The sequence below is a fragment of the Streptomyces sp. NPDC007189 genome (genome assembly GCF_040703635.1).
Classification (GTDB): Bacteria; Actinomycetota; Actinomycetes; order Streptomycetales; family Streptomycetaceae; genus Streptomyces.
This window is the reverse complement of sequence record NZ_JBEYEY010000010.1, coordinates 39,297-54,347: the sequence shown is the minus strand read 5'-3', so window position 1 is coordinate 54,347 and position 15,051 is coordinate 39,297. Positions and strand designations below refer to the sequence as shown.

The window sequence follows — 15,051 nt, the reverse complement described above, 5'->3', positions numbered from 1 at the left end:
AAGGAGGCGGAACGCGGCCTGCACTCGGAGGCACACGAAGGAGGCGGAACGCGGCCTGCACTCGGAGGCACACGAAGGAGGCGGAACGCGGCCTGCACTCGGAGGCACACGAAGGAGGCGGAACGCGGCCTGCGCTCGGGGCACGCGGAGGGGGCACGCGCCGCCTGTGCGCGAGCGTGCGCCCAGGAGGCGCCACGCCGCATGTGCGCCAGGACGCGCGGAGGGGGCGGAGTAAGCGGCCCGTGTCCGGGCATGCGACCAGGGCGACGCGCCGCCGTCGGGGCCGGGCGACCGGCCGTCGGCCGAGCGGTGATACTGGAAGGCGCATCCGCCCCCATCAGCAGATTGGCCCATGTCGAACTCCACCACCGACCGCGCCACCGTCCCGCAGACCCTGTGGGCGGCCCGCGGCCGTCACACCGGTCCCGCCCCCGAGGAGGTCGTCCGCCGCACCCTGCGCCGGCACAAGGACAGCGGCGACATCGACGACTTCACCGAACCCCCCGTGCCCGAGGAGGAGCAGCGGCGGGTCTTCGAGGCCCGCTGGCGGGTCGCCGGCACGGTCACCGTGCGGGCCCGGCTCACGCTCGTGGCCCGGGAGGCCGGGCCGCAGGGGCACGAGTGGCGGCTCGTCGCGGAGGCGGAGCGCCCGTGGGACGAGGCCTGGCCCTCGCCGGCGACGCTGTTCTGGCCCGAGGGCGCGGTGGGCGAGGACGGCTCCTGGGACCATCACGCCACGGCCGCCGGGCTGCGGTTCCGGCAGGTCAACCCGCTTCCCGCGGACGACAAGGAGATGCGGCGCAGGCTGCGGGACGCGGCCCGCGAGGCGTGGTGCGTCAACGTCGTCGTGCACGAGGCGATGACCCCGGACGAGCGGGGCAAGCTGCCGCTGGCCCGGCTGCTGCCGCCCGGACTGAGGCACCGCGTGGTGGAGCACCGGGCCGCGCCGCACCAGTTCCGCGCCGTCAACTGGGCGCTGAAGGACCTCGGTGTCGAGGCCCCGCGCGGCGGCGCGGTACTGCTGCCTCCGGACCCGGCCCCGGAGGGCTACGACAGCAGCGAGCACACCGTCCGCAACGTCTTCCTGGACGGCTCCGAGCCCGCCGAGCTGCTCGCGGCCCTGCGGCACTACGTCGCGCTGCCCCGGCCGCTGCCCCGGGAGGTCGGGGAGGCGCTGACCGACCTGCGCGAGAACTGGACCCTGATGACCCTCCAGGAAGAGCTGGAGCGGGAGCGGCAGCTGGTCGCCCGGTACGCCGAGGCGCTGGACGCCATGACGAAATCCCGTGACCTGTACAAGGAGGCCGCCGAACAGGCGCTGGAGGCCCTCGCCGCGTACCGCGACGTACCCCCGCCGGTCCTGCCGCAGCAGCGGCCCGACGGCCGGACCCCGGGGGGTACGCTGCAGCAGCTGACCCGGACGTTCGAGCGGCTGAAGTTCACGGCCAAGGGCCGGCGGCATCAGGCGCCCGCCGCGCAGGGCCCGGCCGAGGGTGCGGCGTACGGCACCCCCGGCGTGCCGGAGCCGGAGGGGTCCGCGGCGGCGAGCGGCGGGACGCCGGCCACGGGCGGCGACGGCATGGACCGGGCGTCGTAACCGCCATGGACACCACGACCACCCTGCTGGTGACCGGCGCCGTCGTGGCGGCGGCCCTGCTCGCCGTCGCCCTCGTCCTGCTGGTGCGGCTGGTGCGCACCCGGCGCACGCTGCGGCGCGCCGGGCTGCCGACGGGCCCGCGCTGGGTGTTCTGGGGCGCGGTCGCCTACCTGCTGCTCCCCACCGACCTGCTGCCCGACCCCATATACCTGGACGACATCGCGGTCCTGCTGCTCGCCCTGCGCAGCCTGCGCACCCCCCGCCCGCTGCCGCCGGACGCCACGGAGTCCTGAACACCCCGGCACTGGCCTCACCACGCGCGTTCACCGTGGCCGCCTGGGCGTTCGGACGCGGCGCCGAACGGACCGCATCCCACGGGCCCGGCCACCTGAGCCAACCGCCGGTCGCCTGAGAAGGCCGCCGTGTCCGCGGCCCGGGCGTCGTACCGCCCACCCGGCCCTTTCCTACCGCCCACCCGGCCGTCTCTCCCGGCTCCCCCGCCCCCGCGGGTGCGTCGCGCGGCTCGCTGGCGCATTCTTGCTGTGTCATCCCACCCGACAGGCGCACGGGACAAGGCAGGGACGATGACCGGCAGCGGTGGCGAGCGGACGGGCCGTACGCGGGCCCGGCTGGCCAAGCTGCTGGCCGGTACCGCGACCGGGGCGATCGACGTGGCCGGCGGCCGGGTGGCGGGCGTGTACCTGCGCTCGCGCTCCCCGGGGCTGCTGCGCCTGGCGGTGCTCTCCGGACTCCCGGGGCCGCTGTTCCGGCCCTGGTGGCGGCTGCACGTCGACCGTCCCTTCCCCGTCGCCGACGCCTACCGCCTCGGCGTGCCGGTGGTGCTGGCGGACGCCACCGAGACGGTGCGCCGGTATCCGCAGTTCGCGGCGATGCTGCCCTTCCCCTTCGGGTCGGTGCACATGCCGGTGCCGGGCGGCAGCGAGCCGCTCGGGGTTCTGACGGTGCTGCGTCCGGCGGTGGCCGACACCGCGGACGAGCCGCTGGACCGGGAGCTGCCGGCCCGGCTGGCCGAAGGGCTGGGCGCCGAGCTGCTCGGACTCGCCGACGGCGATCCGGGCGCGGTGGTCTGGGACGGCGAGCCGCTGTGTGTGCGGCCGCGCGCGACCCGGCCGGCGCAGGCCGTCGTCGCGCGGTTCGACTGGGATCCCCAGACCCGCGCGGTAAGCGCGGACGATCGGCTGCACGCCCTGCTGGGGCTGCGTCCCGGCGGCTTCGACGGGACGGACACGGCGTTCGCGGAGGCGCTGGCCCCGGACGAAGCCCACCTGGTCCTGGGCGCCCTGCTGGACGCCGCCGCCGGGAAGCCGCCCGTCGCGCCGCTGAACCTGCGGGCGCGGGACGGCACACCGCGGCTGCTGGATCTGTGGCCGGCCGGCGAGGACGGGGCGGCGGCTCCGGTCGGCGGGGTGGTGGTCGCCCCCGGCGTCTTCGCGGACGGCGCGGCCGATCCGCTGCCGCAGGGCGTGCTGTGCCTGGACCGGCTGGGGCTGGTCGTGTACGCCAACGAAGCCGCCGCCCGGCTCGCCGGCCGGGGCCGGGAGTCGCTGCTCGGGCGCCCGCTGTGGGAGGCGCTGCCGTGGCTGGCCGGTCCGCCGTGCGACGACCATCTGCGCGGGGCCCTGCTGTCCCCGGAGCCGGTGCACTTCCGTGTGCACAGGCCGGGCGGTGAGAGCGGTACGGGCGACTGGCTCGCCGTGTCGCTGCATCCCGGCGAGGACCTGCTGACGTGCACGCTCGTCCCGGCCGGCCGGATGGACGGGCCGCTGGAGCCGGTCGTGGAGGAGCACGTGCCCTCGGAGGCGGTGGCGGCCGGGCGCGCGCTGACGCCGCTGTACCGGCCGATCTCCCTGGCCGTCGCGCTCACGGACGCGGTGACCGCCCAACAGGTGTCGGCGGTGGTGGTGCAGGAGCTGCTGCCCGCGTTCGGCGGCGGGCGCCTCGCCATCTACCTGCTGCAGGAACGGCATTTCCATCTCGCCTGGGAGAGCGGCTTCCCGCAGGGGTTCCTCGTCCAGTTCGAAGGGGTCGGCCTCGACGCGCACGTGCCCGGTGTGGAGTGCCTGACCACGGGCCGGCCGCTGTTCTTCGAGTCGATGCAGCAGATCGCGGCCGCCTATCCGGGCATTCCGCTGGACGCCGAGGAGGGCGCCCGCGCCTTCCTGCCGCTGATCGCCTCCGGCCGGCCGGTCGGCTCGTGCATCCTCGGTTTCGACCGCTCGCGCCGCTTCGGCGCCGAGGAGCGCACGGTGCTCACCGCGCTCGCCGGGCTGATCGCGCACGCCATGGAGCGGGCGCAGCGCTACGACAGCGAAGCGGCCGTCGCCCGCGGCCTGCAGCAGGCGCTGCTGCCGCACCGGCTGTCCACGCATCCGCTGGTGGAGACCGCGGGCCGGTATCTGCCCGGCACCCAGGGCATGGACGTGGGCGGTGACTGGTACGACGTCGTGGAGGCGGGCGACGGGCTCGCGCTGGTCATCGGCGATGTGCAGGGGCACGGGGTGCAGGCGGCGGCGACCATGGGGCAACTGCGCAGCGCCGTACGGGCGTTCGCGCTGGGCGACCGGCCGCCGGACGAGGTGATGGCGGGCACCAACCGCCTGCTGACCGACCTCGATCCCGGTCAGTTCGCCAGCTGCTGCTATCTGCGCCTCGACCCCGCGACCGGCCGTGCCCGCATCGCCCGCGCCGGGCATCCGCCGCCGCTGCTGCGGTGCCGGGACGGGCAGACCCGGCTGCTGGACGTCCCCGGCGGTGTCGTCCTCGGCGTGGACCCGCACGCCCGGTACCCGGTGGCCGAGCTGCTGCTGGAGCCCGACGAGATCCTCGCCCTCTACACGGACGGTCTGGTGGAGCGGCCGGGCACGGACATCGACGAGGGCATCACCGCGCTGCGGCAGGCGCTCGCCACGGCCGGCGCCGCACGCGGGCGGCGGGGCGGGCGGCTGCTGGCCGGGGTCGCCGACCGGCTCACGGCCGAGGCCCGGCGCGCCACGGACCGCCCCGACGACGTCGCGCTGCTGCTCGCCGCCCGCCGCTCGGCCCCGGTACGCCGCGGCTGATCGCCCCGCGCCGCTCCGATCGGCGCAGTCACCTCGGGCGACGGTCTCGCCCGAGCGCGCCGGGCAGTGTAGACATGGGCACATGGTGCGACTGCCCGGCCGGAATGAGACACGGCCGCCCCGTTCCTTCGGGCCCCCGCGCGCCTCGCAGAGCCGGCCGCCGGGGGACCCGGACGGCAGCGGCGGCAGGCATGGTGTGCTGAGGTCGGTGGTGACCGGGCGCAGCGTCGCCGGACAGGTGTTCCTCCTCCAAGTGGTGATCGTGCTGCTGCTCATCGTCGCGGCGGTGGTGGCACAGGTGCTCCAGGTCCGGCACGACAGCGACCTGGAGGCACAGAACCGTTCCCTCGCGGTCGCCCAGACGTTCGCGAACGCGCCCGGCACGGTCGCCGCGCTGCGCTCCCCGGATCCCACCGCCGTGCTGCAGCCGCGCGCGGAGGCGGCCCGCAAGGCGACCGGCGTGGACTTCATCGTCGTGATGAACACCAAGGGCATCCGCTACACGCACCCGAATCCCGACCGGATCGGCAAGAAGTTCGTCGGCACCATCGCCCCCGCGGTGGCCGGGGGCACGGTCGTCGAGCACGTCACCGGCACGATCGGCCCGCTGGTACAGGTCGTGGTGCCGGTGAAGGACACCTCTGGCACGGTGGTGGGCCTGGTGTCGGCCGGGATCACCACGGCGCACGTGGGCGGGGCCGCCCAGCAGACGCTGCCCCTGCTGCTGACGGCGGCGGCGGTGGCGCTGGCGCTGGCCACCGCGGGCACGGCCCTGGTCAGCAGGCGGCTGCTGCGCCAGACGCACGGCCTCGGGCCGTACGAGATGACCCGGATGTACGAGCACCACGACGCGGTGCTGCACGCGGTCCGCGAGGGTGTGCTGATCGTCGGCGCCGACGGCAGGCTGCTGCTCGCCAACGACGAGGCGCACCGTCTGCTGGGCCTGCCCGAGGACGCCGAGCGGCGCAGCGTGCTGGAGCTGGGGCTCGACGACGAGACGGCCGCGCTGCTGGCCTCCGGCCGGATGGCCACCGACGAGGTGCACCTGGTCAAGGACCGGCTGCTGGCGATCAACCAGCGCCCCACCGATCTGCGCGGCGGCCCGGCCGGCAGTGTCACCACCCTGCGCGACTCCACCGAGCTGCGGGCCCTGTCCGGGCGCGCGGAGGTGGCGCGCGAGCGGCTGAACATGCTGTACGACGCGGGGGTGGGCATCGGCACCAGCCTGGACGTGGCGCGCACCGCCGAGGAACTGGCCGAGCTGGCCGTGCCGCGGTTCGCCGACTTCGTGACCGTGGACCTGTTCGACGCGGTCCTGCAGGGCGAGGAGCCGAAGCCGGGCACCGCGCTGCGCCGCACCGCCTGCGCCGGCATCCGCAAGGACTCCCCGCTGTACCCGGTCGGCGAGCGGATCCGGTTCGTGCCCACCTCGCCGCAGGCCCGCGGCCTGACCACCGGCCAGTCGGTCCTCGAGCCGGTCCTGCGGGACGCGCCCGGCTGGCGCGCTCAGCACCCGGAGCGCACCACCGCGATTCTCCAGTTCGGCATCCACTCGCTGATCACGGTCCCGTTGCGGGCGGGCAACCTCGTGCTGGGCCTGGCGAACTTCTGGCGTGCTCAGAAGCCGCAGCCGTTCGACGCCGAGGACCTGGCGCTCGCCGAGGAGCTGGTCGCGCGGGCGGCGGTGTCCATCGACAACGCCCGCCGGTACACGCGCGAGCACAGCATGGCGGTCACCTTGCAGCGCAGCCTGCTGCCGCGCTCCCTGCCCGAGCAGCGGGCGCTGGACATCGCCTACCGCTATCTGCCGGCGCAGGCCGGGGTGGGCGGCGACTGGTTCGACGTCCTGCCGCTGTCCGGCGCGCGGGTGGCCCTGGTGGTGGGCGACGTGGTGGGGCACGGGCTGCACGCGGCGGCCACCATGGGCCGGCTGCGCACGGCGGTGCACAACTTCTCCGCGCTGGACCTGCCGCCCGACGAACTCCTCGGCCTGCTGGACGAGTTGGTGGGCCGGATCGACCAGGACGAGACCGCCGCCGACGGCTCGGCGGCGATCACCGGCGCGACCTGCCTGTACGCGGTGTACGACCCGGTCTCCCGGTGCTGCAGTGTCGCCCGGGCCGGCCATCCGCCGCCCGCGCTGGTGCATCCCGACGGCCGGGTGGAGTTCCCGGAGGTCCCGGCGGGGCCCCCGCTGGGTCTGGGCGGGCTGCCCTTCGAGACGGCCGAGCTGGAGCTGGCGGAGGACAGCCGGCTGGTGCTGTACACCGACGGGCTGGTGGAGGACCGCGAACGGGACATCGACGTGGGGCTGGAGCTGCTGAGCGACGCGCTGCGCGGCACCGCGGGGGCCTCGCCGGAGGACACCTGCCGTGCGGTGCTGGACCGGCTGCCGGCCCGGCCGAGCGACGACGTCGCGCTGATCGTCGCCCAGACCCGGGGGCTGGGCGACGATCGGGTCGCCCAGTGGCAGGTGCCGTCGGATCCGGCGGCGGTGTCCCAGGTCAGGTCCGCGGTGACCCGGCAGCTCGCCGACTGGGAGCTGGAGGACCTGGTCTTCACGACCGAGCTGATCCTGAGCGAGCTGGTCACCAACGCCATCCGCCACGGGCGCGGCCCGATCGGGGTACGGCTGCTGCGCGACCGCACGCTGATCTGCGAGGTCTCCGACCGCAGCACCACCTCGCCGCATCTGCGGTACGCGGCGACGACCGACGAGGGCGGCCGGGGTCTGTTCCTGGTGGCCCAGCTCGCCGAGCGCTGGGGCACCCGCTACACCCCCGACGGCAAGGTGATCTGGGCGGAGCAGCCGTTGCCGTAGGCGTGCCCGCCTCCCGCCGCGCGGACCACTGCCCGCAAGCGGCGATCGTCGCCGACGTGACGGCCGGCTCCGGGCACGACGAGGGCCCGGCGGACGGCACCATGGCGCCGGTTCGCCGCGTGCGCAGGCCGTCAGGGGGCGCCTGCCACGCGGTGACCGGGCGCGGCTGCGGTCCGCCGGGCCCCGTCCCGGATCGCCGCTTCGCCTGGGCGGCGTACGGCGGTCAGCTCAGCCGCGAGCGCAGCAGCTCCTTGCCCATTTCGGCGCCCTTGCGGCTGTCGGCCTGGGCCTTGCGGAACAGCTCCATGACCGCGTCGTCGTGGTCGCGCTCGGCGTCCTGGATGTACGTCTCCAGGCGAAGGGCGTTGTCCAGGCACGACTCGACGTACCAGATCAGGTCGTAGTTCTTGTCGCGGGTACCCGTGACCCCGCCGGTCTCGCTGGTGCTGGTCATCCGGGGTCTCCTCCTTCTGTCGACCCTGCGTCGTTTCTCCTTGCGGAGACTCCCGGGTACCCGTGCCGCCTGCAGGCACACCGCCCGGCGGTCAGCCGAGGGCGCGGTCGAGGTTGAAGGCGGCACTGATCAGGGACAGATGCGTGAACGCCTGCGGGAAGTTGCCCTGTTGCTCACCGGTACGGCCGATCTCCTCGGCGTACAGGCCGAGGTGGTTGGCGTAGGTGAGCATCTTCTCGAAGGCCAGCCGCGCCTCGTCGAGCCGGCCGGCCCGGACCAGGGCCTCGACGTACCAGAAGGAGCAGATGGAGAAGGTGCCCTCGTCGCCGCGCAGCCCGTCGGGGCTGGTCTGCGGGTCGTAGCGGTAGACGAGGGAGTCGGAGACCAGGTCCTCGGTGAGGGCGTCCAGGGTGGACAGCCACTTGGGGTCGGTGGGCGCGATGAACTTGGCGAGCGGCATCATCAGCAGGGAGGCGTCCAGCACGTCGCCGCCCTCGTACTGCACGAAGGCGCCGCGCCGTTCGGACCAGCCGCGGTCCATGATCCGGCGGTAGATCGTGTCGCGGACCTGTCCCCAGCGGAGCAGGTCGGCGGGCAGTCCCCGGCGGCGGGCGAGGCGCATGGCCCGCTCGATCGCCACCCAGCACATGAGCCGCGAGTAGGTGAAGTTCCTGCGGCCGCCGCGGGTCTCCCACACGCCCTCGTCCGGCTGGTCCCAGTGCCCGCACACCCAGTCCACCAGGCGGCACACGTCGTCCCACTGGCCGCTGGAGATCGGCTCGGCCCACTTGTCGTAGAGGTAGATCGAGTCGATGAGGGCGCCGTAGATGTCCAGCTGGAGCTGGCCGGCGGCGGCGTTGCCGACGCGGACCGGGGCGGAGCCGAGATGGCCCTCCAGGTGCGGCAGCACCCGCTCGGGCAGGTCGGCGCGGCCGTCGATGCCGTACATGATCTGCAGCGGCGCGCAGCCGTCCGTGGTGTCGCAGGGGCTGACGTGCGTGGTCAGGAAGCGCATGAAGGCCTCGGCCTCACCGGTGAAGCCGAGCCGGAGCAGCGCGTACACGGCGAAGGCGGCGTCGCGCACCCAGACATAGCGGTAGTCCCAGTTGCGTTCCCCGCCGAGCTGCTCGGGCAGGCTGGTGGTGGGGGCGGCGACGATGGCGCCGGTCGGCGCGTAGGTGAGCAGTTTCAGGGTCAGGGCGGAGCGGTGCACCATCTCGCGCCAGCGGCCCCGGTAGCGGGACTGGTGCAGCCAGCGCCGCCAGTAGGCGACCGTGGCGTTGAACGCGTGCTCGGCCTCGATCAGGGCGCAGCCGCGGGGAGCCACCTCGCCGCCGACCCGGTCGAGGGCGAACACGGCCGTCTCGCCCTCGCCGAGCTTGAAGTCGGCGCGCACGTCGGCGCCGTCGCACTCCACGTCGGCGGTGGAGGTCAGCGCCAGCGCCTCGTGGGCGGACTCGAAGACGGTGGTGCCGGCGAGGGTGCGCACGGTGTGGGGGTCCGCGCCGTACCCGAACCGCGGGGCGACCAGCACCCGGAACGGGACGGTGCCGCGCACGCAGACCACGCGCCGGATCAGCCGGTGCCGGCCCGCCTCGCCCGGACCGTCGGAGGTCACCGGCATGAAGTCCTGCACCTCGCCCACGCCGTCCTCGGTGAAGAACCGGGTGATCAGCACGTTGGTGTCGGGGAAGTAGAACTGCTTGGTGCGCGCGGGCACGGTGGCGGACAGCTCGAAGCGGCCGCCGCGGTCGGCGTCGAGGATGGCCGCGAAGACGCTGGGCGCGTCGAAGGACGGACAGCAGTACCAGTCGATCGTGCCGTTCGAGCCGACCAGGGCCACACTGCGCAGGTCGCCGATGAGTCCGTGCTCGGCGATCGGCAGAAAGCGGGAACGGAGGCGGGCCTCCGCGGGAAACGGGGTCTCGGCCATGTGCGGCCTCCCGGTGAGCGGTGCGAGATGTTTTCCAGCTTAGGAGCGAGTGGTCTCCGGTGGCGTGGGAAGGCGCTGCGGGGAATGGTGAGAGTGTGCCCCGTTTGGCGGCACCGGCGCGGATGCGGTCATCCGGACCGAGGAGGAGGCATCATGTCGACCATCAAGCCCGAGGAATCCCGGTCGTCCGAGGACCACTGCACCCCGGACGCCCTGCTCCACTCCGCTCCCTCCAGGGACGTCACCCCGGAGGACCTGGTGATGGCGGCGGGCAGGGACGTCACTCCGAAGAACCTCGAGTGGGCCCGCCGCAAGATGGAGAAGGAGGGCCCGACAGCCATCGAGAGGCTGATGCCGTAGGGCGGTCCGGGGAACAGGAACAAACGGGGGTCCATACCAGGGGCAGGGCGGGCCGTCCGGAGGGCGCCCGCCCGGATCAGGCGCGCCGGAACGGCCTCGGGAACCTGTGAGCGCAACGGCACCCACCGTCACCGGGTACGGCCGCTTCATCCGACTCGGGCGGCAACCGCCGTACCATCCAGCCGATTTGGGCGGCGGCGATCCCTTCCGGAGCGGACCGGAGGGCTGACAGACTCCCGAGGGTGCCCGACTTCGACTTCGACATGCTCGTCATCGGATCCGGACCCGGTGGTCAGAAGGCCGCCATCGCCGCGGCCAAGCTGGGCCGCCGGGTCGCCGTCGTCGACCGCCCCGACATGCTCGGCGGGGTCTCCCTGCACACCGGGACCATCCCCTCCAAGACCCTGCGCGAGGCGGTCCTGTACCTGACCGGCCTCACTCAGCGCGATCTGTACGGGCAGAGCTACCGGCTGAAGGACGACATCACCGTCGCCGACCTGACCGCGCGCACCCGGCACGTGGTCGGCCGCGAGGTCGACGTGGTGCGCAGCCAGCTGGCCCGCAACCAGGTGACCGTCTACTCCGGCACGGCCCGCTTCGCCGACCCGCACACCGTCGCGCTGTCCGAACTCTCCGGCCGCGAACGGCTGGTGAGCGCGGAGCACGTCGTCATCGCCACCGGCACCCGGCCGGCCCGCCCGGACACCGTCGAGTTCGACGGCCGGACCATCATGGACTCCGACAACGTGCTGACGCTGGAGCGGGTGCCGCGGTCCATGGTGATCGTGGGGGCCGGCGTGATCGGGATGGAGTACGCCTCCATGTTCGCCGCGCTGGGCAGCAAGGTGACCGTGGTGGAGAAGCGTCCCGGCATGCTGGACCTGTGCGACGTGGAGATCGTGGAGTCGCTCAAGTACCACCTGCGGGACCTCGCCGTCACCTTCCGGTTCGGCGAGACCGTGGCCGCCGTCGAACGCCATCCGCGGGGCACGCTGACCGTGCTGGAGAGCGGCAAGAAGATCCCCGCGGACACCGTGATGTACTCGGCGGGCCGGCAGGGTCTCACCAAGGAACTCGACCTTCCCCGCGCCGGGTTGGCGGCCGATGCGCGGGGCCGGATCAAGGTGGACGAGAACTACCGCACCGAGGTACCGCACATCTACGCCGTCGGTGACGTCATCGGCTTCCCGGCGCTCGCGGCGACCTCGATGGAGCAGGGCCGGGCCGCCGCCTACCACGCGTGCGGGGAGCCGGCGGGGCGGATGCACCAGCTGCAGCCGATCGGGATCTACACCATCCCGGAGATCAGCTTCGTCGGGCGGACCGAGGACCAGCTGACCGAGGACCGGGTGCCGTTCGAGGTCGGCGTGGCCCGGTACCGGGAGCTGGCCCGGGGACAGATCATCGGCGACTCGCACGGCATGCTGAAGCTGCTCGTCTCTCCCGTGGACCGCACGCTGCTGGGGGTGCACTGCTTCGGCTCCGGGGCGACGGAACTGATCCACATCGGGCAGTCCGTGATGGGGTGCGGAGGCACCGTGGACTATCTGGTCAACGCGGTGTTCAACTATCCGACGCTGGCCGAGTCGTACAAGGTCGCGGCGCTGGACGCCACGAACCGCCTCCGGCAGATCGACCGCTTGGACTAGCTGCGTCGCGCCCGGCGGCGCAGCCGCACGTCGGCGGGCAGGCTCAGGTCTCTTCCTCCACCACGTGCACCGCGGCCTCTTCCGCGCCCGCGGCTCCGCCGTCGATGCCGACGTCCCGGGCGACCTCTTCCTTCGTGGTGTCGGTGTGCGCGCCCTCGTCGGGAGCGACCAGGCGGCCCGCCCGTGATCCGCCCGCCTCGGGGTCGACCGGCTCGCCCTCGCCGCCGGGCAGGTCGCCGATGTCGTCGCCGGCCGGCGGCTGCGCGTCGGGGACTTCCTGGGCGAGGCGTTCGTCCAGGGTCTCCCCCGCGTGCTGCTCGGCGGCGGTGGTGCCCTGCTTGGTGACGCCCAGGGGGCGTTCCGGCGGGGAGTAGCCCTCGTCGAGGACGTCGTCGTAGGTGCGCTCGTCCACCGCGTCCTGCAGGTCCAGGGGGCCGGCGTCCTCCTGTTCCTCGTTGGTTCCGGTGGGCTGGTAGGCGTCGTCCGCCATCGGGGTCTGCTCCGGCTGCTGGTCGCTCATGGTCGCCTCCCTCGTTGTTCGCGGGCGGTCCCCGTCCGCGTTTCCCGGGAGCCGGGCGGCTAACCCCGTCGGGCGGCGATCGGCTCAGTCGGCGGACTGTTCGGCCAGTCCCGCCGACCACTTCTCCTCGATGCGGCCCGCCTTCCACACGAGCAGGGCGATCGCCCAGGTGGCGAAGAACAGGCCGACGATGACGAAGCCGACGACGTTGAGGTCGAGGCCGGAGATCCAGTCCCAGAAGGCGCCGTGCAGACCGAGCTTGTCGGCGAGCAGGCCGAGGAGTTCGACGGTGCCGATGATCAGGGCGACGGCGATGGACAGGCCGGTGATGGTGAGGTTGTAGTAGACCTTGCGGACCGGCTTGGAGAACGCCCACTCGTAGGCGAAGTTCATGAACGAGCCGTCGATGGTGTCCAGCAGGGACATGCCCGCGGCGAAGAGCACCGGCAGGCACAGGATGGCGTACCAGGGCAGGCCGGAGGCGGCGCCGGAGCCGGCGAGGACCAGCAGGGCGATCTCGGTGGCGGTATCGAAGCCGAGGCCGAACAGCAGGCCCAGCGGGTACATCTGCCACGGCTTGCTGATCGAGCCGGTGACCCGGCCGAGCAGCCGGTTCATGAAGCCGCGGTTGTTCAGCTGCGCCTCGAGTGCGGCCTCGTCGTAGGCGCCGGAGCGCATCTGCCGGAAGACCTTCCAGATGCCGGCGAGGATCACGAGGTTGATGCCGGCGATGAGGTAGAGGAAGGCGCCGGAGACGGTCGTACCGATCAGGCCGGTGACCTCGTGCAGGTGCGAGCCGTCGTCGCGGACCGGTCCGGCCAGGGTCTTCAGGCCGAGCGAGAGCAGCAGGGAGAGGCCGAAGACGATGCTGGAGTGGCCGAGGGAGAACCAGAAGCCGACCGACAGCGGCCGCTGTCCCTCGCCCATCAGCTTGCGGGTGGTGTTGTCGATCGCCGCGATGTGGTCGGCGTCGAAGGCGTGCCGCATGCCGAGGGTGTAGGCGGTGACGCCGATGCCGATGCCGAAGGTCTGGGTGCCGACGCTGAAATGCTGGGGCGCGATGACGCCGACCAGGGTCCCCCAGCCGATGATGTGCAGGGCGAGCACGAAGGCCGCCATCCCGCCGACCCTCGTCCACTCCTGCCGCGTCATGGAGGCGCGGACGCGGTGCCAGGCCGAGCGCGTGGCGTCGGCCTGGGCGGGCAGGGACGGAGCGGAACCGGGGGCGGCCGTCATCGGGTGGGTCTTCCTTCACGGGTGCGGGTACGGCTGCACAGCACAGCCTTGTGCTATCCAACCGTAACTGCAACCTATACGCAATAAGGCGGCGGCGTCAGGCGGTGAACATGCCCCGCCCCAGCCAGTCCCCGCCGTCCCGGACCCCGGGCAGGGCGAAGAAGTAGCCGCCGCCCGTCGGGGAGATGTAGTCCACCAGCGGCTCGTCGATCAGCCGGGTCTGCACCGCCTCGAACTGGCGCTTGACGTCCTGCTGGTAGCAGCAGAAGACCAGGCCCATGTCGAGGTTGCCGACGTTGTCCACGCCGCGGTCGTAGTTGTAGCCGCGGCGCAGGATGCGGGAGCCGTCGGTCTCGGGCTTACGCGGGTTGGCGAGGCGGATGTGGGCGTCCAGGGGGATCGCGGTGCCGTGCGGGTCCTTGGCGTAGTTGGGGACGTCGGTCTCCTTCGCGCCGTCGAGCGGGGCGCCGGTGTCCTTGCGGCGGCCGAACATCTTCTCCTGCTCGGTGAGCGAGACCCGGTCCCAGAACTCGACCAGCATCCGGATGATCCGGATGACCTGGTAGCTGCCGCCCTTGGTCCAGGCGGGCTCGCCCTGGCCGTCGCCGACCCAGATCAGCTTGTTCGTCTCGCGCGCCGAGGTGACGTCGGGGTTGGCGATGCCGTCCTTGAAGCCGAGCAGGTTCCGCTGGGCGCCGGTGGGGCGCGGGGCGTTCTGGAAGCCGTCGATGCGCCACTTGATCTGCATGCCGCCGCGCGTGTGCCGGGCTATGTCGCGCAGCGCGTGCAGCACGGTGTCCGTGCTCTGGGCGCAGATCTGCAGGGACAGGTCGCCGTGGCACTCGGCCGGGTTCAGGTTGTCGTTGGGGAAGGTCCGCATCGGGGACAGCCGGGCCGGCCTGGCCTTGGCGAGGCCGTAGCGGTCGTCGAAGAGGGAGGCGCCGACGCCGACGGTGACGGTCAGGCCGTCCGAGGGGACCTCGGGGCCGAGGATGCCGTTGTCGGAGGGCGGCGCGCCGACGCCCAGGTCGGTGGGGCTGCCACCGGAGGTGAGGAAGCGGGCCCGCTCGGTGATCGTCTTCAGCAGGTCGATCAGGCCCTTGCGGTCGTCGGCGATGACGTTCAGCGAGACGAACGTGGCGGCGGCCGGCGCCGGGGTGATGATGCCGGCCTGGTGGGCGCCGTGGAAGTGGACCTTGGCCGAGCCGTCCGGGCCGCTGCTCTGGGCCTGGGCCGTGCCGCCGGCCTCGCCGAGGGCGAAGCCGCCGCCGGCCAGGACCGCTCCGGCGGCGCCGGCGCCCAGCGCGGTCCGCACGAAGGAGCGGCGGGCGGGCCCGACGGGGCAGGCCGACGGTTCGGCAGTGGACATGGCGGGGTTCCCTTCGGGGTGTTCGCAGGTCG

11 protein-coding genes are annotated in these 15,051 nt (G+C 73.3%); 6 read left to right on the top strand and 5 right to left on the bottom strand.

Annotation, left to right across the window (positions count from 1 at the left end; genetic code table 11):
- The first annotated feature begins 352 nt into the window (after positions 1-352).
- From AB0950_RS21265 to AB0950_RS21250, 4 genes are all read left to right on the top strand, one after another.
- Positions 353-1,597, top strand: coding sequence for a hypothetical protein (locus AB0950_RS21265; protein ID WP_360573073.1), 1,245 nt, complete (start codon positions 353-355; stop codon positions 1,595-1,597).
- Positions 1,598-1,602: 5 nt separating this feature from the next.
- Positions 1,603-1,890 (top strand): DUF1232 domain-containing protein, encoded by a 288-nt coding sequence (locus tag AB0950_RS21260; protein WP_360156473.1) that lies wholly within the window; start codon positions 1,603-1,605, stop codon positions 1,888-1,890.
- Between the two features lie 291 nt (positions 1,891-2,181).
- A complete protein-coding gene (locus AB0950_RS21255) occupies positions 2,182-4,677 on the top strand; it encodes a SpoIIE family protein phosphatase (RefSeq protein WP_366779195.1) in 2,496 nt (831 codons plus the stop codon).
- 82 nt (positions 4,678-4,759) lie between these two features.
- On the top strand, positions 4,760-7,498 hold the full coding sequence (locus AB0950_RS21250; RefSeq protein ID WP_366779194.1) for a SpoIIE family protein phosphatase: 2,739 nt from the start codon (positions 4,760-4,762) through the stop codon (positions 7,496-7,498).
- Between the two features lie 223 nt (positions 7,499-7,721).
- Here AB0950_RS21250 and AB0950_RS21245 read toward each other — a convergent pair whose 3' ends face one another.
- On the bottom strand, positions 7,722-7,952 hold the full coding sequence (locus AB0950_RS21245; RefSeq protein WP_360156482.1) for a hypothetical protein: 231 nt from the start codon (positions 7,950-7,952) through the stop codon (positions 7,722-7,724).
- 91 nt (positions 7,953-8,043) lie between these two features.
- On the bottom strand, positions 8,044-9,885 hold the full coding sequence (locus AB0950_RS21240) for a glycoside hydrolase family 15 protein (protein ID WP_366779193.1): 1,842 nt from the start codon (positions 9,883-9,885) through the stop codon (positions 8,044-8,046).
- A 153-nt stretch (positions 9,886-10,038) separates the two neighbouring features.
- Between AB0950_RS21240 and AB0950_RS21235 the strand changes: the two genes are divergently transcribed.
- Together AB0950_RS21235 and sthA are read left to right on the top strand one after the other, a co-directional pair.
- The gene (locus AB0950_RS21235; RefSeq protein WP_360156488.1) at positions 10,039-10,245 is read left to right on the top strand and encodes a hypothetical protein; all 207 of its coding nucleotides are present in this window, start codon (positions 10,039-10,041) and stop codon (positions 10,243-10,245) included.
- 242 nt (positions 10,246-10,487) lie between these two features.
- A complete protein-coding gene (gene sthA / locus AB0950_RS21230) occupies positions 10,488-11,894 on the top strand; it encodes a Si-specific NAD(P)(+) transhydrogenase (RefSeq protein WP_360156491.1) in 1,407 nt (468 codons plus the stop codon).
- Positions 11,895-11,937: 43 nt separating this feature from the next.
- Here the strand turns inward: sthA and AB0950_RS21225 are convergent, their stop codons facing one another.
- The 3 genes from AB0950_RS21225 to efeB all read right to left on the bottom strand — a co-directional run bounded on the left by AB0950_RS21225 (position 11,938) and on the right by efeB (position 15,019).
- Positions 11,938-12,414, bottom strand: a complete 477-nt coding sequence (locus AB0950_RS21225) for a DUF5709 domain-containing protein (protein WP_360156494.1) — start codon at positions 12,412-12,414, stop codon at positions 11,938-11,940.
- An 84-nt stretch (positions 12,415-12,498) separates the two neighbouring features.
- Positions 12,499-13,650, bottom strand: coding sequence for a HoxN/HupN/NixA family nickel/cobalt transporter (locus tag AB0950_RS21220; RefSeq protein ID WP_366779192.1), 1,152 nt, complete (start codon positions 13,648-13,650; stop codon positions 12,499-12,501).
- A 97-nt stretch (positions 13,651-13,747) separates the two neighbouring features.
- A complete protein-coding gene (gene efeB, locus AB0950_RS21215) occupies positions 13,748-15,019 on the bottom strand; it encodes an iron uptake transporter deferrochelatase/peroxidase subunit (RefSeq protein WP_366779191.1) in 1,272 nt (423 codons plus the stop codon).
- Positions 15,020-15,051 lie beyond the last annotated feature (32 nt).